Below are 19,094 nucleotides of genomic sequence, written 5' to 3' on the forward strand. Positions count from 1 at the left end.
ATCTATCTTAAACGTCATGTACACTTTATAAGAATTGCTTCCTGAGAGTATACTTAAAATAATGCCAAGAAAAATTAGGGAGCTGAAACAAACGCTAAGCCGAGCAGGTTTTACAGAACTTCCAGGCAAAGGAAGCCATACAAACTGGATACATCCTTTATATTCTGGAAAATTAACTATTTCTGGCAATGACGGAGCAGATGCTAAACCATACCAAGAAAAAGAAATTCAGCAAGCTATTCAAGAAATAGAGACTAGACAACAGGAATCGCACGAAGATGAGTGAAATGAAGTATAAGATGGTGATTCAATGGTCGAATGAAGATAACTGCTTTTTGGTAGGTTTTCCTGATTTTCCTGGGCAGACTTGGCGGACTCATGGAGCTACATATGAGTCAGCTGTAGCAAGTGGTAGAGAAGCCTTAGAATCCCTGATAATGGCTTATGAAGCAACAGGCGAACCACTACCACAACCGACTATTCATCAAGCTGCATAGTTCATCCTTCTTGATCCTGCAAAATAGTTTTTGACACGATGCGAGTTTTCTTGCGATCGCTTTCTGAAAGTTCTTCCCCTGACTGCAAGCGCGTGGCGTTATCTTGCAACACAGTAGCGGCACTGCGATCGCCCATTTGCAAGGCAGTTTTAGCCGCAGTTTGTAACATTGTCGCCGCGCCAGCGCGATCGCCTTGTTGCAATTTGAGTTCGGCTAACTGTGTTTGACGATATTTAGCTAATGCCAAAACGTATTGCTGTACTTGTGGATTGTTGACAGGTTTATAATCCCGTACCACGTTAATTTCTACCGGAATATTGTCAGAGAGCAAATTAGTTTGGTCAACCGCCGGATCGTCATAGCAGATTTGGACGCTAGCAATCGTGTGTTTACCTTCCGGTAACTGACTGATATACATATTTGCTAACACCACCCGTTCGGAGTCCTTCATCAAGTCTCCCAGGCGTACGGTGTAGCGTCCGTAGGTATCTTGTTGTATGGGTAATTCAATCGCATCTGGGGCAACTTGAGCAATTGGTTTGAGTTCTGCAAGTCGCACTTTAGGAATGAAAGATAGCAGCAGGTAAGCATTTGTCAATTCCACGGCTTGAATGCGATCGAATAACCGCCCAAACTCCTCTAGAATTTGCTCTGGGTGTTGGATGTAAGATAAACCGCCACCGCCCGCATCGGCAATTTTTTCTAAAATATCTTGGTTCCAATAATCGCCAAAGCCTAAAGTGTTGAGGGTTAAGTTGTAGCTAGCCGCCAGTTGTGCCAATTTCAGACAGCGATCGTTGTCGCCGTGTTCGTTTTCTCCATCCGTAAGTAAAAACGCCTGGGAAATGGCTTCTTTTTTGCCTTTCCCTAGTTCTTCAATTCCCAATTTCAGCCCTTCATCGATCGCCGTGCCACCTTCAGCATATAAACGGTCGATTTGCCGTTTAATATAGTCAGGATTGTTAACCGTTTGGTTAGGTACGATTACCTTGGCGCGGTGATCGAAAACGACAATTGAGAGGCGATCGTCTGGCTGGAGGCGATCGACTAGTGTTTGTGCGGCTTGTTTAACCGTTTCAATCGGTTGTCCCTTCATCGAACCGCTTTGGTCGAGAATTAAGCAAAGATTAAGCGGAACTTGCCGCTGTGAATTATTTGCGATCGCAGAAATTGACACCGCCAATTGTCGCTGACTTGTAGCTTGATGTGCGTCTAAATTGACATCGTTCAGGGTAGGCTGCAAGCTAACCTTCATACCTTTCGTCCTATCTAACCAGATGTGATATCAACTGCTCCACAGCCCCATACTGTTGCTACGGAAAAGTTATGTTAAGTCCATCTCTATTGTCAATTACAGAATATCCTATGTGCTTCTATCTCGGATGCGATCGCCACCTCAAATCCATACCTTAAATTTCCGGGTGAGGAATCCGTACCCCTTTTCAACTCATCCTCAAGCTAGGATTACACTATCAGATAATGTCATTATCGCATTATTGTAACCGTCTGGATTTGCTATGGTTTCACCGATTAAAGCCGTTCAAGCCCCCTACTATGGCGATAACTTCTACCGCACGCCACCGCCAGACTTACCCTCTTTACTACTCAAAGAGCGGATTGTCTATCTTGGTATGCCCCTCGTACCCGCCGTCACCGAATTAATTATTGCCGAATTACTCTATTTGCAATCTGACGATCCAGACAAGCCGATCAAAATCTACATCAACTCTACAGGGACTTCTAGCTACAATGGCGAACCCATCGGCTTTGAAACCGAAGCTTTTGCCATTTACGATACGCTGAGATACATCAAACCTCCCGTCCACACCATTTGTATCGGATCGGCGATGGGAATGGCAGCAATGCTGCTTTCTGCTGGAACTCCAGGTTGTCGTGCTAGTCTGCCCAATGCCAACATTATTTTGCACCAACCCAAAAGCTACGCCCAAGGACAAGCTACAGATATTCAAATTCGGGCGAAGGAAGTGTTGGCGAATAAGGCAACACTGTTAGATATTTTGGCAAAAACGACCGGACAGCCGATTGAAAAAATTGGCAAAGATATGGATCGGCTATTTTACTTAACTCCTCAGCAGGCGAAAGAATACGGTCTGATCGATCGCGTCTTGGAGAAACAAGACTTAGCCAATCCTCCCCTACCAGCTGGAGTCATCTAGCTTGTCATTTGTCATTGGTCATTGGTCATTTGCGAACAACCAATAACCAACAACCAACAATCAACAACGGAGTAGCTCATATGCCTATCGGTGTACCAAAGGTTCCCTATCGGATGCCAGGGGAACAATACACTCAGTGGATTGATATTTACAACCGCCTCTACAGAGAACGAATCATTTTCTTAGGACGCGATGTAGACGACGAAATTGCTAACCAAATTATCGCGGTTATGCTTTATTTGGATTCGGAAGATCCTGGTAAAGATATTTCCTTATACATCAATTCCCCTGGTGGAATGGTGACATCTGGAATGGCAATTTATGACACGATGCAACACATCAAATCTGATGTGATTACAATTTGCGTCGGTTTAGCTGCATCAATGGGTTCTTTCCTACTTGCTGCGGGGACAAAAGGCAAGCGTCTTGCCTTACCTCACTCGCGGATTATGATCCATCAACCATCAGGCGGGACTCGCGGACAAGCATCAGATATTGAGATTGAAGCGCGGGAAATCTTGCGAATTCGCGGTCAGTTAAACCAAATTTATGCTAATAATACAGGTCAACCCTTAGAAAAGATTGAAAAAGACATGGATCGTGACTTCTTCATGTCAGCAGAGGAAGCCAAAGCATACGGTCTAATCGATCATGTGGTGGAAGAACGTCCATAGGAGTAATTAGTCATTAGTTATTAGTTAATAGCTATTAGCTAATGGCTACTTTCAAATAAATTTGCCTAAACAATGACTGCTGTACCGAATAGAGAACCAACATTACTGAATCTTTCTTTAATCAAATATGAGTCTTATAGTAAAATTAAGTATTGCCCAACGCTTTGCGCCTTTGCGTCTTTGCGCGACATAATCCAACATGACTAACACCCTCAAAGTCACAATTAAACTATTCGCCGCCTATCAAGAAGCATACGGCAAATCGGAACTTGCATTAGAATTTCCTCAGAATACACCAGTTGCAGCAGTACGCGATCGCTTGATCTCCGAACATCCACAACTCTCGCAGTGGCGCGACTTGACTCGCTTTGGTGTAAATTTACAATTCGTCGAACCCGATACTCTCCTGCAAGACGGGGATGAGGTTGTGTTAATTCCTCCCGTCAGTGGCGGTTAGTGAGAGAAGTCAAAAGTTAAAAGTTAAAATTCAAAAATTTAATTGAAAGATTTAATTTAAAATAATTTTATTTGTTGCTTGTCCGGTGTCATCCACATCATAAATAATTGGCACGCCTGTAGCTAGTTCTAAATTAGGAATTAATTCAGGACTGAGGCGATCGAGTTGCATAATAATAGAGCGAAGAGAATTGCCGTGGGCTGCAACTAAAACATTATCTCCTTGTTTTAACTGCGTCAGAATGCGACTTTGAAAAAAAGGGAGAGTGCGCAGCATTGTATCCTCCAAACTCTCGCCACCAGGAGGGCGCATGGAAAAAGATCTTCGCCATGCTTGTACCACATCCGCACCGTATTTTTCGGCTGTTTGGGCTTTATTCAATCCCTGCAAATCGCCATAAAAACGCTCGTCGAGTGCCATACTGGGAATGATAGGAAGTTCGCAACTTGAATCACCTTCATACTTATCCCAACCGTGCCAGTGCGGATCGTCAGCTTCGTGTTTTAAAACGGGATTTCTTCCTGCACAAATTTCTTCAAATTCCGTCAGGCAAATAATTGCGGTTTCAATAGCCCGAATTAATAGACTGGTAAAGCAAATATCAACTCGATAATCTCTTAGTTTATAAGCTGCCTTTGTTGCCTCTAAGCGTCCTAATTTACTCAAAGGCACATCTACCCAACCTGTAAATTTGTTGGCAGCATTCCAGATACTTTGTCCGTGGCGAATAAGGATGAGTTTGGACATATTATTGTCTGTAAGTGGTAGAGTCAAAATGACTCTATATTCTCGCAGTAGAACCACAAAAGGAAACGCGATCGCTCTGCCGCTATGTTAACCAGTATTACTAACTATGAAATCACCTGGGAAAAGTTACCAGATGACTTTGTTTTAGACGACGAACCCGTGGATAACATCAACCAGCCGTCTCTAGCTGCGGCTTTGACTGAAAGCTTAGAAATAGCTGGGAAGGTTCCTGTCAATGCTTTAACTACCACTAATTATGGTATCTGTGCCGCAGTAAATCAAAAGTTTGTCGTCAAAGCTCCAGATTGGGCATATATACCCGCAATACGAGTTCCTAGAGAAGAAGTTAAGCGTAGTTACACTCCTCAACTCCAAGGGGAAATTCCAGTCATTGTAATGGAATTCCTTTCGGATACCGAAGGCGGTGAATATTCAATTAAACCTACATATCCGCCCGGAAAATGGTTTTTTTACGAACAAGTGCTAAGAGTTACCCACTACATTATTTTTGAGCCAGATACAGGAGAAATAGAAGCTTATCAATTAGATGATGGGCGATATCAAATCCGTGCTGCTGATAAGAATAACCGTTACTGGATTGCTCAGATGGGTTTATTCTTAGGGGTATGGCAAGGAACAAGAGAAAATAGAACGGGTTATTGGCTGAGATGGTGGGATGAAAACGGGCAGTTGTTACTGTGGGGAGTTGAAAAAGCAGAGAGATTGGTTGCTCAACTCCGAGCAGCTGGAATTGAACCAGAAGTATGAATGCAGGGACGAGAAGTAAGGAGTGAGGGACGAGGGTAATACTATATTTGCTTTTGAGTGCGACAGAAGAGATCCCCCCAACCCCCTTACTGCAACCAAAGAAGATCCCCCAACCCCCTTAAAAAGGGGGCTAGGAAAGCTACTCATGCCTTTACGCTGAGGTAGAGGTGACAAGAGAGTCATCTTGCCGCTGGTTCTGAGTTTGTCCTTGATTTGCTTCTGCCGTGTAGTCTTGAATTGCCTTGACAGTAAGAGATTGAGATTTGAGCGCCCGAATCGCCGCCGCTGTTGCCCGCGCTCCTGCGATTGTCGTGATGATGGGAATCTTATAGGTAAGCGCCGATCGTCGAATCAATTTAGCATCAGTTTGCGCCTCCTCACCAGAAGGCGTATTGATAATCAACTGAATGTTGTGATTCTTAATCGCGTCGAGGACGTGGGGTCTACCTTCATGCAACTTGAGAATTAACCCCACCTTTAGACCATGCTCTTGCAAGACTCGACGAGTGCCATCGGTGGCAATCACATCAAACCCTAATTCCATGAAGTCCCTGACTACAGGCACGACTAGAGGCTTATCGCGCTCGTTACAAGTGACAAAAACCGTTCCTTTTAGGGGTAGGACTTCTCCAGCTCCCAATTCAGCTTTGGCATAAGCTAAGCCAAAATCGCGATCGATCCCCATAACTTCGCCTGTCGATCGCATTTCTGGACCGAGTAAAGTATCTGTCCCAGGGAACTTCTTAAATGGTAATACCGCTTCCTTGACCGCAATATGGTTTAACTTCGGTTCCTCGCTCAAGCCCAACTGTGCTAAGTTTTGCCCTGCCATCACTAACGAAGCTAACTTGGCAAGTTGTACTCCGGTTGCTTTAGAAACAAATGGCACTGTCCGCGAGGCACGCGGATTTGCTTCTAAGATGTATACTTGCGGGTTATAGGTGTGCGCCCCCACTACGGCAAACTGAATATTCATCAAACCGACAACTTTGAGCGCTTTGGCTAGTTGTATGGTTTGAGTGCGAATTTTCTCTAATACCGGAGTTGGTAAGGAAATCGCAGGTAGAGTACAAGCCGAATCGCCAGAATGAATTCCTGCTTGCTCGATATGTTCCATTACCCCACCAATGACAACTTTACCTGTAGTATCGGCGATCGCATCGACATCAACTTCGATCGCATTTTCCAAAAACTTATCGATTAAAATTGGGTGTTCCGGCTCTACCTGCACCGCAAAGGTCATGTAACGCTCTAATTCGGTGTCAGAATAGACAATTTCCATCGCCCGTCCGCCCAAGACATAACTCGGACGCACAACCACCGGATAACCAATCTTCTGAGCCACTACCAGGGCATCCTCATAGCTGCGAGCAATACCATTAGGTGGCTGAGCAATATTTAAGGCGTGCAGGATCTTTTCAAACTTTTCCCGATCTTCTGCCGTATCTATATCTTCGGGAGAAGTACCCCAAATTTTCGTGATGGGGTGTGGTGAAGAATTCTCCCCGACTGCCGACTCCTGTACGGGTGGGTTTGGAAACCCACCCGTACCGACTCCCTGCAAATACTGCTGCAACGGCAATGCTAACTTCAGCGGCGTTTGTCCGCCGAATTGAACGATAATACCGAGTGGTTTTTCGACTTCGATGATGTTGATTACGTCTTCGAGCGTCAGGGGTTCAAAATAAAGGCGATCGCTAGTATCGTAGTCGGTGGAGACGGTTTCGGGGTTAGAGTTAACCATGATCGTCTCGTAGCCAGCCCCTTTGAGGGCATAGGCGGCGTGACAGCAGCAGTAATCGAATTCAATTCCCTGTCCGATCCGGTTGGGTCCGCCGCCCAAAATCATCACCTTGGGACGATCTGAGGGACGAACTTCGGTTTCGCCGTCATAGCTGGAGTAGTGGTAGGGAGTTAAGGCTTCAAACTCAGCAGCACAGGTATCGACAGTTTTGTAAACGGGAACGATACCGAGGCTTTGGCGATATTGCCGTACTCGATCTTCGCTAGTTTTAGTCGCAAAGGCAATTTGCTTATCGCTAAATCCCTGTTGTTTAATGGCAAATAGTTGTTTGCCGTCCAGCGATTCTAGGGGAGTGCGTTTGAGCAGCTTTTCCGTTTCGAGCAGTTGTTGGAAAGAGTCTAAAAACCAGGGATCGATCCCTGTGAGTTCGTAAATTTCTTCATTGCCCATGCCCAAAAGCATCGCTTGGCGCACGGCAAAAATGCGTTCTGGGTTGGGGGTACGCAAGTTTGCACGAATCTGTTCGAGGGAAGGTAGTTTTTCTTGTTTATCGCAACCCCAACCGCTTCTACCTGTTTCTAAAGAACGCAAGGCTTTTTGGAAAGACTCGTTGAAGGTGCGCCCGATTGCCATTGCTTCCCCAACAGATTTCATTTGCGTGGTGAGTGTCGGATCTGAACCGGGAAACTTTTCAAAGGCAAAGCGGGGAATTTTCGTTACTACGTAGTCTATAGTTGGTTCAAACGAAGCAGGAGTCTTTTTCGTGATGTCGTTGGCGATCTCGTCGAGGGTGTAACCGATCGCGAGTTTAGCAGCAATTTTGGCGATCGCAAATCCGGTGGCTTTGGATGCTAAAGCTGAAGAACGCGACACGCGGGGATTCATTTCGATCGCCACGACATCGCCGTTAGTGGGATTAATCGCAAATTGGATGTTAGAGCCACCCGTCTCCACTCCGATTTCGCGGATGATCCGTACCGAGTAGTCGCGCAGCCGTTGGTATTCTTTGTCAGTCAGAGTTTGAGCGGGGGCGACAGTAATGCTGTCTCCGGTATGGATGCCCATTGGATCGATATTTTCGATGCTGCAAATAATAACGACATTATCGGCACAATCGCGCATCACTTCTAATTCGTATTCTTTCCATCCAATTAAGGACTTGTCGATCAAAATTTGCGAGACAGGGGAAGCGTCAAGTCCAGAGGTGGCGAGTTCGAGAAATTCTTCTTGGTTGTAGGCAATACCTCCACCCGTACCACCTAACGTGAAGGCAGGACGGACGATGAGAGGATACGAACCAATTTCTTGAGCAACATTTTTGGCTTCCTCTAAGTTGGAAGCAATACCACTGGGGCAAACAGCAACGCCTATTTTTGCCATCGCTTCGTTGAATTGCTGTCTGTCTTCAGCCTTTTCAATCGCGGCGAGGTTAGCGCCAATCAATTGCACGCCGTATTTTTCTAACGTGCCGTTTTTGGCAAGGCTAACGGCGAGGTTGAGGGCGGTTTGTCCGCCCATCGTAGGTAAGAGTGCGTCGGGACGCTCTGATTCAATAACTTGGGTGACCAGTTCGGGAGTCAGCGGTTCGATGTAAGTGCGCTGTGCAGTTTCAGGATCGGTCATGATCGTGGCAGGATTGGAGTTAACCAAAATCACTTCGTATCCTTCTTCTCGCAAGGCTTTACACGCTTGCGTGCCTGAGTAGTCGAATTCGCATGCTTGTCCGATGACAATCGGTCCTGCTCCCAATAGTAGGATTTTTTTGATGTCAGAGCGCCTTGGCATAGTCTTTTCCTTTGAAGTGAGTAGTGAGTAGTCGGGAGTCGGGAGTCGGGAGTCGTAAAGAGGGTGTGGGGTGTAGGGTGTGGTGCGTGGTGAGTCAATTCTCTCCCTCAGCTCCCGATCGCTCCCTCAGCTCCCTCAGCTCTCTTCTAGCCTCTCGTTTGTTGCGACCAAATGCGCGTTGGTAGCCCCCAGACATAGATGAAGCCTTCAGCGGCTTTGTGGTCGAATTGGTCTTCGGCTCCGTAGGTTGCTAGTTCGGTGTTGTAGAGGGAGTTGTCCGATTTACGTCCGACAATGGTGGCGTTGCCTTTGAAGAGTTGGACGCGCACAGTACCGGAAACTCGCACTTGAGTTTGCTGGATAAAAGCATCGAGTGCGGCTTTGAGGGGGCTATACCACTGTCCGTTGTATACGAGTTGGCTGTAGGTTTCTTCAATTCCCCGCTTGTAGCGAGTGACATCAGCAGTCAAGGTGAGGCTTTCGAGGTCGCGGTGGGCTTGAATTAAAACTGTCATGGCAGGAGATTCGTAGATTTCCCGCGACTTGATTCCCACTAGGCGGTTTTCTACCATGTCAATGCGTCCTACGCCGTGGCTACCAGCGAGTTGATTGAGTCGATCGATCAGCGTGACTGGCGCTAGGGTTTCGCCATTTAAAGCGACTGGAACACCACCGACAAAGGTAATTTCAATATATTCCGGCTGGTTAGGAGTATCGGCGATCGCCTTTGTCATTTGATAAATTTCTTCTGGCGGTTCTGCCCATGGATCTTCCAAGATTCCAGCCTCGATCGCCAATCCCAACAAATTTTTATCTAAGCTGTAGGGAGAAGATTTTTTGACTGGAAAGGGAATGTCGAACTTTTCGCCATAGGCGATCGTTTCTTCCCGACTCATACCCCATTCTCTAGCAGGGGCGAGAATTTTTAAATTTGGATTGAGCGCGCCAATCGAGACATCAAACCGTACTTGGTCATTACCCTTACCCGTACAACCGTGGGCGATCGCATCTGCACCGTACTTTTCAGCCACTTCTACTAAGACTTTCGCAATTAACGGACGTGCTAGAGCTGTGGCAAGGGGATAGCGATTTTCATACAAGGCATTTGCTTGAATCGCTGGGAAGGCATACTCTCTCACGAATACATCTTGGACGTTTGCCACTAACGATTCATCTGCGCCCGATCGCAGTGCTTTTTGGCGGATTGGTTCGAGTTCGTCACCTTGTCCTAAATCGACTGCTAGGGTAATGACTTCTTGCACGCCCCATTCATGCTTAAGGTAAGGAATGCATACCGAAGTATCAACGCCCCCAGAATATGCTAGTACGGCACGCTTAGCCCGACCTGTGGAGTTATTGAGTTGGGAGCTGGTATTTGCTTCAAGATTAACTGGGGTTGTCATTTGTCGCTATGAGTGAGTGGTGAGTGGTAAGAGGTAAGAGAATTAATAATTAGCGAAGTGAAAGTTCGTTGCTGAATTCTTGCAATCTAGACAAAATTTGCCAACGTTGAACTTGTAAGCGATCGCGATCGGCTTTGACTGCTTGTTTGGCTCGGTCAATTTTTAATTGCTCGATTTGAAGATTTTTTGCTTCAATCTCTAAAGCATTTTCCCTATCCTGAATCGTATTGAGTTCATCTACAAGTAGAGCAGTCATTGTATTAACGTTTACCTGATAGGTGAAGCGATTCATAATTCACATCCTTTAAAAAACGTCTTTTTAAAAGTCAAAAGGTAAAAGTTAAAAGTCAATCCTTGGGATCTGCTATTGGTTTTTGTGTCATTAACAGTGAAGATAAGCTAAATGAGTGAAGATTTTGTGAACCGAGTTTCACGCTGAAAAATTTTGTTCCAAAGAACTCATGAAAAGCCGATCTTTCAATACCATTGTGGTACTGCTGTTGCATTCAAATCCAATTCGTTCGTAGAACCGTTGTTGATGCGTAGTCATTAAATAAACTCGTTCGACTCGACTCATGCGGGGATGACTCAAAACTGTTTGCACTAGTTTTCGCCCTAGTCCCCGCCCTTGATAATCGGGATGAATCGCCACATCCCAAATCGTAGCGCGGTAAATTCCATCAGAAGTCGCTCTGGCAAAACCAATCAGCCGTTCTTCATCCCAAACACTCACGACTGGTTCGCTATTGGCAATTGCTATGCTCAGATCTTCTAAGCTGCGTCCTTGCGCCCAAAATGCTGCTTGCTCGAATAATGTTTGTAACTGGAGTAAATCGTCTTGCGATTGCTGCGGTTGGCGTAAAGCGTTACCTGTAGCAATACAGAAACAAATTTGACTGCTATCTGTTTGTGATGATGCCTCTTTAGTTGGAGATACGGTGGATGTCATTCTCGAATGGTAATTGGTAATTGGTAGTTGGTAGTTGGTAGTTGGTAGTTGGTGGTGCAAGAAGTACTTACGACTTACGACTTATACTCACTGTTTCGCAATTCCTTCTTCACGGGCGGCTCTTTGGACGGCAGCTGCAACGGCTGTGGCTACGCGATCGTCAAACACGGACGGGATGATATACTCTGAGTGCAAATCGCTGGGTTTAATTAAAGAAGCGATCGCGCTGGCTGCTTCTAAACACATCGTGGTGGTAATTGTGCTGGCGCGACTGTCTAAAGCACCGCGAAATACGCCAGGAAAAGCTAAGACATTATTAATTTGATTTGGATAGTCGCTGCGCCCTGTTGCCATAATTGCGACATCATTCATCACCAATTCCGGTTGAATTTCAGGGATGGGATTTGCCATCGCCATCACAATTGGGTTTTTTGCCATCGATCGCACCATTTCAGGAGTGACTACACCAGGGGCGCTCACGCCAATGAAAACATCGCTGCTTATCATAGCATCGGTAAGAGTTCCAGCTTGACTAACAGCAAATTCTTGCTTTTCCTGATTCAAGTCTGTTCGATTGGTGGAGAGAATGCCTTTAGAGTCACACATCAGTATATTCGTTGCACCAGCTTTTTGCAGTAAGCGGGCGATCGCGACTCCAGCGGCTCCCGCACCGTTGATGACAATCCGAATTTGCTCGATTGGTTTGTTGACAATTTTGAGCGCGTTGAATAAAGCCGCTAACGTGACAATTGCCGTACCGTTTTGGTCGTCGTGAAATACGGGAATATCTAATTCTTGGCGTAGGCGCTTTTCAATCTCAAAGCAGCGTGGAGCCGCAATATCTTCTAAATTGACTCCCCCAAATACAGGGGCAATATTTTTGACTGTAGCAATAATCTCTTCTGTATCTTGAGTCGCTAAACAGATCGGAAAGGCATCAATTCCGGCAAATTCTTTAAATAGCATGGCTTTGCCTTCCATGACTGGTAATGCTCCGGCTGCTCCAAGATTACCTAACCCTAAAACCGCACTGCCATCCGTGACGATCGCTACAGTATTTTGTTTGATCGTGAGATTATAGACTTGTTCTGGATCTTGAGCGATCGCCGTACAGACTCGACCGACTCCAGGCGTATAAGCCATTGCCAGATCGTCTTGACTTTTGAGCGGAATTCTGCTGTTTACAGTAATTTTGCCACCACGATGCAAATTAAAAGTGCGATCGTAAACGCTCATCAACTTGACATCTGCCAATTCTTTCACTGCCTGGACGATCGTTTCGGCATGTTCTGTACTAGAAGCATCAACAGTCACATCGCGAGTCGTGAGTTGGCGAGTTTGGGCGATTAAATCGATTTGACCCAAATTACCACCACTATTGGCGATCGCTTGAGTCACAGCTGCCAGCATTCCCGCTCGATTGGGAATTTGCAAGCGTAAAGTCAGACTATAACTTGAGTTCGGCGTGAGAATTACCATAAGTAGGGGCTAGGGGCTAGAGACAGTTATCAGTGACCAGTGACCAACTACAAACGATCGAGGGCAAATGACCAATGACTAATGACTAATGACAAATCTTAACGATTTTGAAATATAGAGCGTATAAGTGAAAATTTTGTGAATAGGTAAAAAATTATCCATCGCCGCAAACCCTCAGAACTGTCACCAAATCTACCAAGTGAGATCGAATCTTCCTTTATGCTGGCGGAAATACAGTTATCAGTTATCAGTTATCAGTGAAGAGTGGTAGTTGGTAGTTGCACCTGAACCTGAAGCTCCCTTGTCCCCCTTGTCCCCCTGCTCCCCGACTCCCAACTCCCTACTCCCCGATCATGAAAATTCTGCTTGTAGAAGATGATGAAACTATAGTTCAACTGCTCCAGCCAACGCTTGCCAGTCAACGTTATTTGGTGGAGCTAGCGACTGATGGTCAAGCAGGATGGGAACTGGTAGACAGTTTCGAGTACGATCTGATTTTATTGGATGTGATGCTGCCTAAGCTAGATGGAATTAATTTTTGTAAAAAGCTACGGGCAAAAGGCGATCGCACTCCGGTTTTGTTACTGACGGCTCAAGATTCCAGTACTGACAAAGTTAGGGGATTAGATGCTGGTGCGGATGACTACGCGCTCAAACCGTTTGACATAGAGGAACTATTAGCTCGCATTCGCGCTTTATTACGGCGTAGCAGTGCCACACCATCTCCGGTACTAGAGTGGGGTTTCTTACGGCTCGATCCTAGTAGCTGCGAAGTCACCTATGACGGTAAACTCTTACATCTGACGGCAAAAGAGTACGGCATTTTAGAATTACTACTACGTAACACTCATCGCATCTTTAGCCAAAGTGCGCTACTCGATCGCGTGTGGTCGTTTGACGAACCCCCTACGGAAAATACTGTTAGAGCGCATATCAAAAGTTTAAGACAGAAAATTAAAAAAGCCGGAGCGCCAGACCCGATTGAGACAGTTTATGGATTGGGATATCGGTTGAAGGCGGAAGAGCAGGGAGCAGGGAGCAGGGGGGAGAAGAGAGCTGAGGCGCAGGGGAGCAACTACCAATTACCAACTAGTCAATCCCAAATTCCAGTAGAACTAATTCCATTATGGGAAAGACACCGAGAAAAGTATATTCATCGGATTGGAGTCGTAGAACAGGCGATCGCATCTGTCAAGCAAGAGTGTCTCGATCCTCAACTACAACACCAAGCAGCGAAAGAAGCGCATACTCTAATTGGCTCTCTCGGTAGTTTTGGTTTAATCGCCGCCTCGCAATTGTGTCGCCAAATTGAACGAGAATTATCTGATGAAACTCAATTAACTCAAGAGCGTATAGAGCATCTTTCAACACTTGTCGCCACATTACGGCAAAATTTGAACGCTGTAGAAGAAGTCAAAAGTCAAAAGTCAGAAGTCAAAACTCAATTTTCCCCACCAACTACCAACTACCAACTACCAATTACCAAATTACTAGTTGTAGACAGCGATCCCGCGATCGCGCAAGCTGTAACAACAGAGGCTACAACAGCAGGAATGGAGGTAGTTGTAGCACGAGATTTGTCTCAGGCACGCTCGGCAATTGCCTGTACTAAACCTGATGCAGTACTGCTCGACCTCTACTTTTGCCAAAATCGGGTGCATGGTTTGCAGTTTTTGTCAACTCTAGCAAACGCACAGCCACCGATACCTACGATTGTCCTGACTGCGCCACAGAGTTTTGCCGATCGCGTGGAAGCAGCTCGGTTAGGAGCGCGGAGTTTTTTGCAAAAGCCAGTACCACCAGCTCAAGCGATCGCGGCGATCGCGCAAGTTTTGCAAGCATCCACAACTCCAGAAGCAAAGTTAATGCTTGTGGATGACGATCCGCAGTTACTCGAAAGATTGCAGGTATTACTAGAACCTTGGGGATTCAGACTGACCTTGCTTGCCGATCCTCAGCAATTTTGGCAGTCTTTGGCAAACTTTCGCCCCGATCTGCTGATTTTAGACATAGAGATGCCACAATTGAGCGGTATTGACCTCTGCCAAGTGGTACGCAACGACCCCCAGTGGAGCGAACTGCCAATTATATTTCTATCCGCTCGTACTGATGCTGAGACAATTCATCGAGTTTTTACGATTGGTGCTGACGATTACGTAAATAAGCCAGTCATCGGACCCGAACTCGTTGCCAGAGTACTAAATCGCTTAGAGCGTAGTAAAATTCGTCACCAAATGTTACAGCTTCAGAATGCACAATTAATGACAGGCGATGGTAACTGGTAAATGATAATTGGTTGTTGGTTGTTGGTTAACTGACAACTGATAACTAACAACTTTGTAGAGACGATACATGTATCGTCGCTACACTGATACCTGAAAACTGATAACTGACTGATGACTAGTGACAAAATCCGAAATGGGATTGTGAGTCGATTGGGTTTAGCGCTGTTATATTTGCTGACTCTGTTGTGTTTGGGCTGGGTTTCTTTCTACTCCCTCACAGAATGGCGGGTGACGGTCGATCGCCAAGTCAATTTGCAAATGGAAGTAGCAGCGACAACACCATCAACTACACCAGAGAGCTTCCAACAACAATTGTTGCAGCAGACGGCGCGGGAAGCTAAAAAACGGGCTGACAATGCGATCGCCGTGTCTCTAGTTAGTTTCGGTTTCAGCGCGATCGGATTTTTATTAGTCTATTACCTCTTAAATTTACAACTACAGCGAGAACTTGCCGAACGCCAGCGTGCAGAAGAGGCTCTACGTCAAGCTGAAACTAAGTATCGTAGTATTTTTGAAAATGCGATCGAGGGAATTTTCCAAACAACACCAGACGGGCGATATTTGACAGCAAATCCCATGCTGGCAAAGATTTACGGTTATTCCTCTCCCGCCGAACTGATGGCGAATATCTCTGACTTGGGACAACAGCTTTACGTCAATCCCAACCGCCGGACTGAGTTCATTCGCCTATTACAACAGCACGACACCGTAGCGGGGTTTGAGTCTCAAGTCTATCGTCAAGATGGTCAAGCGATTTGGATTGCAGAGCAGGCAAGAATTGTCAGAGATGATAAAGGTAAGCCGCTTTACTATGAAGGTATTGTCGAAGATATTACCGAGCGCAAACATGCAGAAGAAGAACGGGCAAAGCTGATTGCTATCCTCGAAGCAACTCTAGATTTTGTCGCTACTGCCGATCTAGACGAACGGGTACACTATTTAAATAGCTCTGCTTGTAAAGTTTTTGGTTGCGATCGCGATCGCGATTTCACGAACTTGCATCTGAGCAATCTCCATCCTGCTTGGGCTTACGACCTCTTGCACCGCGAGGCTATTCCTACGGCAATTCAGGATGGCGTTTGGGTAGGTGAAACAGCAATTCTGAGTCATGATGGACGCGAAATTCCAGTTTCACAACTATTGATCGCGCACAAATCCTCGCAGGGAAAGGTGAAGCTACTATCTACCATCGCCCGCGATATCACTCAGCGCTTGCAAATTGAAGCCTCGTTGCGAGAAGCAGAAAGACGTTGGCGGAGTTTGTTAGAGAATGTCCGTTTGGTAGTAGTAGGACTCGATCGCCAGGGAATTGTCGAGTATGTCAATCCATTCTTTCTTGAATTGGTAGAATATACCTCAGAGGAGGTTTTGGGCAAGAATTGGTATGAAGTGTTCTTACCACCTCATCAGCGTCAGCGCGTGCAGGAGCATTTTCTGCAATTACAGCAACAAGGCTTGCATAACTACTATCAAAATTCGATTTTGACTAAATCTGGGCAAGAACGGTTAATTGCTTGGAATAACACGATATTACGCGATTTACAGGATGAGGCGATCGCAACTCTTAGTATTGGGGAAGATATTACGGAACGTTACGCGATCGAACGCATGAAAGATGAGTTTGTTTCTGTTGTTAGTCACGAACTTCGCACGCCTTTAACGTCAATTCACGGGGCGCTAAATTTATTATCTAGCGGTCTAATTGACGCTCATAGCGATCGCGGACGGCGCGTGATCGATATTGCTTCTGAGGGAGCCGATCGCTTGGTGCGACTGGTGAACGATATTCTGGAGTTGGAACGCTTGGAATCGGGAAAAATTAGTTTATTGCAGCGATCGTGCAACGCGGCTGATTTATTAGAAAAAGCAACGGATTTGATGCAGGTGATGGCAAATCGTGCCAAAGTTACTCTATCTGTTTATTCCCAAGATATTCAACTCAACGTCGATGGCGATCGCATTATTCAAGTCTTAACTAATCTCCTTGGTAATGCAATTAAATTTTCTCCAGAAGGCTCCACAGTTGAGTTAAGTATTGAAGCGATCGAAGGTGGTGAGAATTCGGAGTTTGGAATACGGAATTCAGAGTTAAATTCTGCCTCAGCTGCCCTATTAACCAATATTCTCTTCACAGTTAAAGATCGGGGGCGTGGTATCCCAGAGGATAAGATTGAAAGTATTTTCGAGCGTTTTCATCAAGTTGATGCCTCCGATTCCCGAAAAAAAGGTGGCACGGGACTCGGGTTAGCAATCTGCCGTAGCATTATACAGCAGCATGGTGGACGAATTTGGGCAGAGAGCGTATTAGGTGAAGGAAGTCGTTTTTATTTCACGCTACCAAGTAAGTAAGGTAGGCGATGCCCTCCTTACTATTGTTCCTACCAAGTAAGTAAGGTGGGCGATGCCCTCCTTACTATTGTTCCCCCCTTTATAAGGGGGGTTAGGGGGAATCTCCAAGAGCTTTCTTGGCATCACCGACGAAAAGTATAGGGGTGGGCAATGCCCTACTAAACTAGGTCTTTTAACTAGATCGAAGCACTGGCAAAGGGATTTTCTCCACCAGCGAGACTAGCAAAAAAGTCTTGATAATTACCGGACAAGGAACTGCTATCACCAGTGACAGGGGCAGCTCCACCAATATCAAAGGTGAATAATGGCTCTGTTTCTCCGTTGACTACAAGACTGAGTTGACCACCAAATAAACCGTCAGTGGCGGGTTCAAAATTGAATTGAAAATTGCTATCGCTGTTACCTTCATTGATGTTAGTTAGGGAGTCATTGCTTAAATTAGCAAAAACATCCTGTACCCCAGTTCCAATCAGGTCTGCTTGTGCCTCAATGCTTGCTGCAACATCATCTGGGAGTTCGGGTGAATTCCCTTCTGTTGTATTCGCATTGGCAAGAATTTCGTCTAGCGCTTCTGCAAACTCCGTACCAGCAGACGATCGAAATTCATTAATAGTATCCTGGGCAAATTGTGGGAGTTCAAACTCCATGATTTATCTCCTATTGTTTGGACAAATTGGCAACACGATCTAAATGCGATCGCATTGCCAAGCCTGAATTTGTTTGCCGAAAATGTTCTACGGCAAAGCTTTAGCCCAAGCCCTCGAACGTATAGTTTGGGTTGTTATAATCTGGAAGGTTCGTAGCAGTATCTATGGTTTCTTGAGTCGCGCCCCCAGAACCAAACAAACTGCTCACGCCCGTGTTAATATCAAAGCCGATCGCTTGGCTGGGCTGGCTGCTACCAAGTGAAACTAGTTCGCTGTCACTACTAAGAGGAAAAGCCCAGTCTTCATTCCCAATCGCGCTACCATCACTGCCGATCTCAAGTCGATTTCCTAAAAGATTGCTGTCACTAACATCGGCAGTGTTACCACTACCGAGGATGTTGTTATTGTTGCCTTCAGGCATATTGGCATTGCCAAGAACGGTATTGCTTTCACCTAATTGCCAGTTGCCATTACCGTTGGTTTGGTTGTCAGTACCAAAATTCCAGTTACCGTTACCAGTACTTGTATTGTTATCGGCATAATTCCAGTTGCCATTACCATTGGTTTGACTATCACTGCTGAAATTCCAATTGCCATTACCATCGGTTGTGTTGTTACTTCCAAGGTTCCAGTTTCCATTGCCGCTACCAGTGTTACCAGTAGAATCTGACTCGGACTCTAAATTGTTGACATCTAAGATAAAGTTGTCACTGTCAAACGGTACGGGTTGGTCAGTTTCAATTTCTGGTAAGGAGGGAAGAGTATCGCCAAACGGCAAATTATCAGGGAGATTGCTAGCTTGTGGGTTGTTTTCAGCATTGCCACTAGCAAAAGGATTATTATTACCTGATTCCGAACTATCTCCACCAGAAAAGGGATTATCACTGCTACCAGAGAGGTTACTACTTTCATCTAAGGTGTTGCCTTCACTGGATTGTAACTGACCGTCTTGAAATGCCCAGTTACCATTACCTGTAAAGTTGTTAGAGCTAGTTTCCGGTTGCGATGTGGTTTGATTATCTGAAGTTGCCATTGAAAAATCTCCGACTGTTTACACTAATTGCTCAATTCGCTCGAACATCAAGCAGACTAATTAAAGCCCTACTTCAAAAAATGTTCGTCTTAAATCAATT

General features: G+C 45.6%; 17 protein-coding genes. 8 read left to right on the forward strand and 9 right to left on the reverse strand.

The window, feature by feature from the left end; translation table 11 throughout:
* The first annotated feature begins 61 nt into the window (after positions 1-61).
* Both H6G17_RS21810 and H6G17_RS21815 read left to right on the forward strand, forming a co-directional pair.
* The gene (locus tag H6G17_RS21810; protein WP_192160725.1) at positions 62-286 is read left to right on the forward strand and encodes a type II toxin-antitoxin system HicA family toxin; all 225 of its coding nucleotides are present in this window, start codon (positions 62-64) and stop codon (positions 284-286) included.
* Complete coding sequence (locus H6G17_RS21815; protein WP_192160726.1) at positions 279-497, forward strand: type II toxin-antitoxin system HicB family antitoxin; 219 nt, start codon at positions 279-281, stop codon at positions 495-497. Before H6G17_RS21810 ends, H6G17_RS21815 begins: the two co-directional genes overlap by 8 nt.
* 1 nt (position 498) lies before the next feature.
* Here H6G17_RS21815 and H6G17_RS21820 read toward each other — a convergent pair whose 3' ends face one another.
* Complete coding sequence (locus tag H6G17_RS21820) at positions 499-1,752, reverse strand: VWA domain-containing protein (protein WP_192160727.1); 1,254 nt, start codon at positions 1,750-1,752, stop codon at positions 499-501.
* Between the two features lie 262 nt (positions 1,753-2,014).
* Here H6G17_RS21820 and H6G17_RS21825 point away from each other — a divergent pair, with 262 nt between their 5' ends.
* The 3 genes from H6G17_RS21825 (at position 2,015) to H6G17_RS21835 (ending at position 3,805) form a co-directional block, all read left to right on the forward strand.
* Positions 2,015-2,674, forward strand: coding sequence for an ATP-dependent Clp protease proteolytic subunit (locus tag H6G17_RS21825; protein WP_015154723.1), 660 nt, complete (start codon positions 2,015-2,017; stop codon positions 2,672-2,674).
* An 80-nt stretch (positions 2,675-2,754) separates the two neighbouring features.
* A complete protein-coding gene (locus tag H6G17_RS21830) occupies positions 2,755-3,348 on the forward strand; it encodes an ATP-dependent Clp protease proteolytic subunit (protein WP_015154722.1) in 594 nt (197 codons plus the stop codon).
* A 199-nt stretch (positions 3,349-3,547) separates the two neighbouring features.
* A complete protein-coding gene (locus tag H6G17_RS21835; protein WP_192160728.1) occupies positions 3,548-3,805 on the forward strand; it encodes a MoaD/ThiS family protein in 258 nt (85 codons plus the stop codon).
* A gap of 51 nt (positions 3,806-3,856) precedes the next feature.
* Here the strand turns inward: H6G17_RS21835 and H6G17_RS21840 are convergent, their stop codons facing one another.
* Positions 3,857-4,552: a 2,3-bisphosphoglycerate-dependent phosphoglycerate mutase gene (locus H6G17_RS21840; protein WP_192160729.1), complete on the reverse strand. Its 696-nt coding sequence runs from the start codon at positions 4,550-4,552 to the stop codon at positions 3,857-3,859.
* A gap of 84 nt (positions 4,553-4,636) precedes the next feature.
* Here H6G17_RS21840 and H6G17_RS21845 point away from each other — a divergent pair, with 84 nt between their 5' ends.
* Positions 4,637-5,320 (forward strand): Uma2 family endonuclease, encoded by a 684-nt coding sequence (locus H6G17_RS21845; protein WP_192160730.1) that lies wholly within the window; start codon positions 4,637-4,639, stop codon positions 5,318-5,320.
* Positions 5,321-5,471: 151 nt separating this feature from the next.
* Here the strand turns inward: H6G17_RS21845 and carB are convergent, their stop codons facing one another.
* The 5 genes from carB to H6G17_RS21870 all read right to left on the reverse strand — a co-directional run bounded on the left by carB (position 5,472) and on the right by H6G17_RS21870 (position 12,680).
* Entirely contained in the window at positions 5,472-8,849 is a 3,378-nt protein-coding gene (gene carB, locus H6G17_RS21850) for a carbamoyl-phosphate synthase large subunit (protein WP_192160731.1), read from the reverse strand.
* A gap of 146 nt (positions 8,850-8,995) precedes the next feature.
* Positions 8,996-10,252 carry an argininosuccinate synthase gene (locus H6G17_RS21855; protein ID WP_192160732.1) on the reverse strand — a complete coding sequence of 419 codons (1,257 nt, stop codon included), beginning with the start codon at positions 10,250-10,252 and terminating at the stop codon, positions 8,996-8,998.
* A gap of 49 nt (positions 10,253-10,301) precedes the next feature.
* On the reverse strand, positions 10,302-10,544 hold the full coding sequence (locus H6G17_RS21860; protein ID WP_192160733.1) for a hypothetical protein: 243 nt from the start codon (positions 10,542-10,544) through the stop codon (positions 10,302-10,304).
* 138 nt (positions 10,545-10,682) lie between these two features.
* Positions 10,683-11,201 (reverse strand): GNAT family N-acetyltransferase, encoded by a 519-nt coding sequence (locus tag H6G17_RS21865; protein ID WP_199316908.1) that lies wholly within the window; start codon positions 11,199-11,201, stop codon positions 10,683-10,685.
* Between the two features lie 87 nt (positions 11,202-11,288).
* A complete protein-coding gene (locus H6G17_RS21870; RefSeq protein WP_192160734.1) occupies positions 11,289-12,680 on the reverse strand; it encodes a malic enzyme-like NAD(P)-binding protein in 1,392 nt (463 codons plus the stop codon).
* A gap of 353 nt (positions 12,681-13,033) precedes the next feature.
* On the opposite strand from H6G17_RS21870, the gene H6G17_RS21875 reads away from it, so the two are divergent.
* Positions 13,034-14,965, forward strand: coding sequence for a response regulator (locus H6G17_RS21875; protein ID WP_192160735.1), 1,932 nt, complete (start codon positions 13,034-13,036; stop codon positions 14,963-14,965).
* 111 nt (positions 14,966-15,076) lie between these two features.
* On the forward strand, positions 15,077-17,314 hold the full coding sequence (locus tag H6G17_RS21880) for a PAS domain S-box protein (protein ID WP_192160736.1): 2,238 nt from the start codon (positions 15,077-15,079) through the stop codon (positions 17,312-17,314).
* A 176-nt stretch (positions 17,315-17,490) separates the two neighbouring features.
* On the opposite strand, the gene H6G17_RS21885 is transcribed toward H6G17_RS21880, so the two are convergent.
* Together H6G17_RS21885 and H6G17_RS21890 are read right to left on the reverse strand one after the other, a co-directional pair.
* On the reverse strand, positions 17,491-17,961 hold the full coding sequence (locus tag H6G17_RS21885; RefSeq protein WP_192160737.1) for a hypothetical protein: 471 nt from the start codon (positions 17,959-17,961) through the stop codon (positions 17,491-17,493).
* A gap of 100 nt (positions 17,962-18,061) precedes the next feature.
* Positions 18,062-18,994, reverse strand: a complete 933-nt coding sequence (locus H6G17_RS21890; RefSeq protein ID WP_192160738.1) for a hypothetical protein — start codon at positions 18,992-18,994, stop codon at positions 18,062-18,064.
* Between the last annotated feature and the right edge of the window lie 100 nt (positions 18,995-19,094).

This window comes from Chroococcidiopsis sp. [FACHB-1243], from assembly GCF_014696895.1.
Taxonomy (GTDB): Bacteria; Cyanobacteriota; Cyanobacteriia; order Cyanobacteriales; family Chroococcidiopsidaceae; genus Chroococcidiopsis.

Coding starts and splice junctions, on each gene's coding strand:
- H6G17_RS21855 (WP_192160732.1), bottom strand. CDS start 10,252: ATGACAACCCCAGTTAATCTTGAAGCAAATACCAGCTCCCAACTCAAT.
- carB (WP_192160731.1), bottom strand. CDS start 8,849: ATGCCAAGGCGCTCTGACATCAAAAAAATCCTACTATTGGGAGCAGGA.
- H6G17_RS21890 (WP_192160738.1), bottom strand. CDS start 18,994: ATGGCAACTTCAGATAATCAAACCACATCGCAACCGGAAACTAGCTCT.
- H6G17_RS21845 (WP_192160730.1), top strand. CDS start 4,637: ATGTTAACCAGTATTACTAACTATGAAATCACCTGGGAAAAGTTACCA.
- H6G17_RS21870 (WP_192160734.1), bottom strand. CDS start 12,680: ATGGTAATTCTCACGCCGAACTCAAGTTATAGTCTGACTTTACGCTTG.
- H6G17_RS21875 (WP_192160735.1), top strand. CDS start 13,034: ATGAAAATTCTGCTTGTAGAAGATGATGAAACTATAGTTCAACTGCTC.
- H6G17_RS21825 (WP_015154723.1), top strand. CDS start 2,015: ATGGTTTCACCGATTAAAGCCGTTCAAGCCCCCTACTATGGCGATAAC.
- H6G17_RS21835 (WP_192160728.1), top strand. CDS start 3,548: ATGACTAACACCCTCAAAGTCACAATTAAACTATTCGCCGCCTATCAA.
- H6G17_RS21810 (WP_192160725.1), top strand. CDS start 62: ATGCCAAGAAAAATTAGGGAGCTGAAACAAACGCTAAGCCGAGCAGGT.
- H6G17_RS21880 (WP_192160736.1), top strand. CDS start 15,077: ATGACTAGTGACAAAATCCGAAATGGGATTGTGAGTCGATTGGGTTTA.
- H6G17_RS21830 (WP_015154722.1), top strand. CDS start 2,755: ATGCCTATCGGTGTACCAAAGGTTCCCTATCGGATGCCAGGGGAACAA.
- H6G17_RS21860 (WP_192160733.1), bottom strand. CDS start 10,544: ATGAATCGCTTCACCTATCAGGTAAACGTTAATACAATGACTGCTCTA.
- H6G17_RS21815 (WP_192160726.1), top strand. CDS start 279: ATGAGTGAAATGAAGTATAAGATGGTGATTCAATGGTCGAATGAAGAT.
- H6G17_RS21840 (WP_192160729.1), bottom strand. CDS start 4,552: ATGTCCAAACTCATCCTTATTCGCCACGGACAAAGTATCTGGAATGCT.
- H6G17_RS21820 (WP_192160727.1), bottom strand. CDS start 1,752: ATGAAGGTTAGCTTGCAGCCTACCCTGAACGATGTCAATTTAGACGCA.
- H6G17_RS21885 (WP_192160737.1), bottom strand. CDS start 17,961: ATGGAGTTTGAACTCCCACAATTTGCCCAGGATACTATTAATGAATTT.
- H6G17_RS21865 (WP_199316908.1), bottom strand. CDS start 11,201: ATGACATCCACCGTATCTCCAACTAAAGAGGCATCATCACAAACAGAT.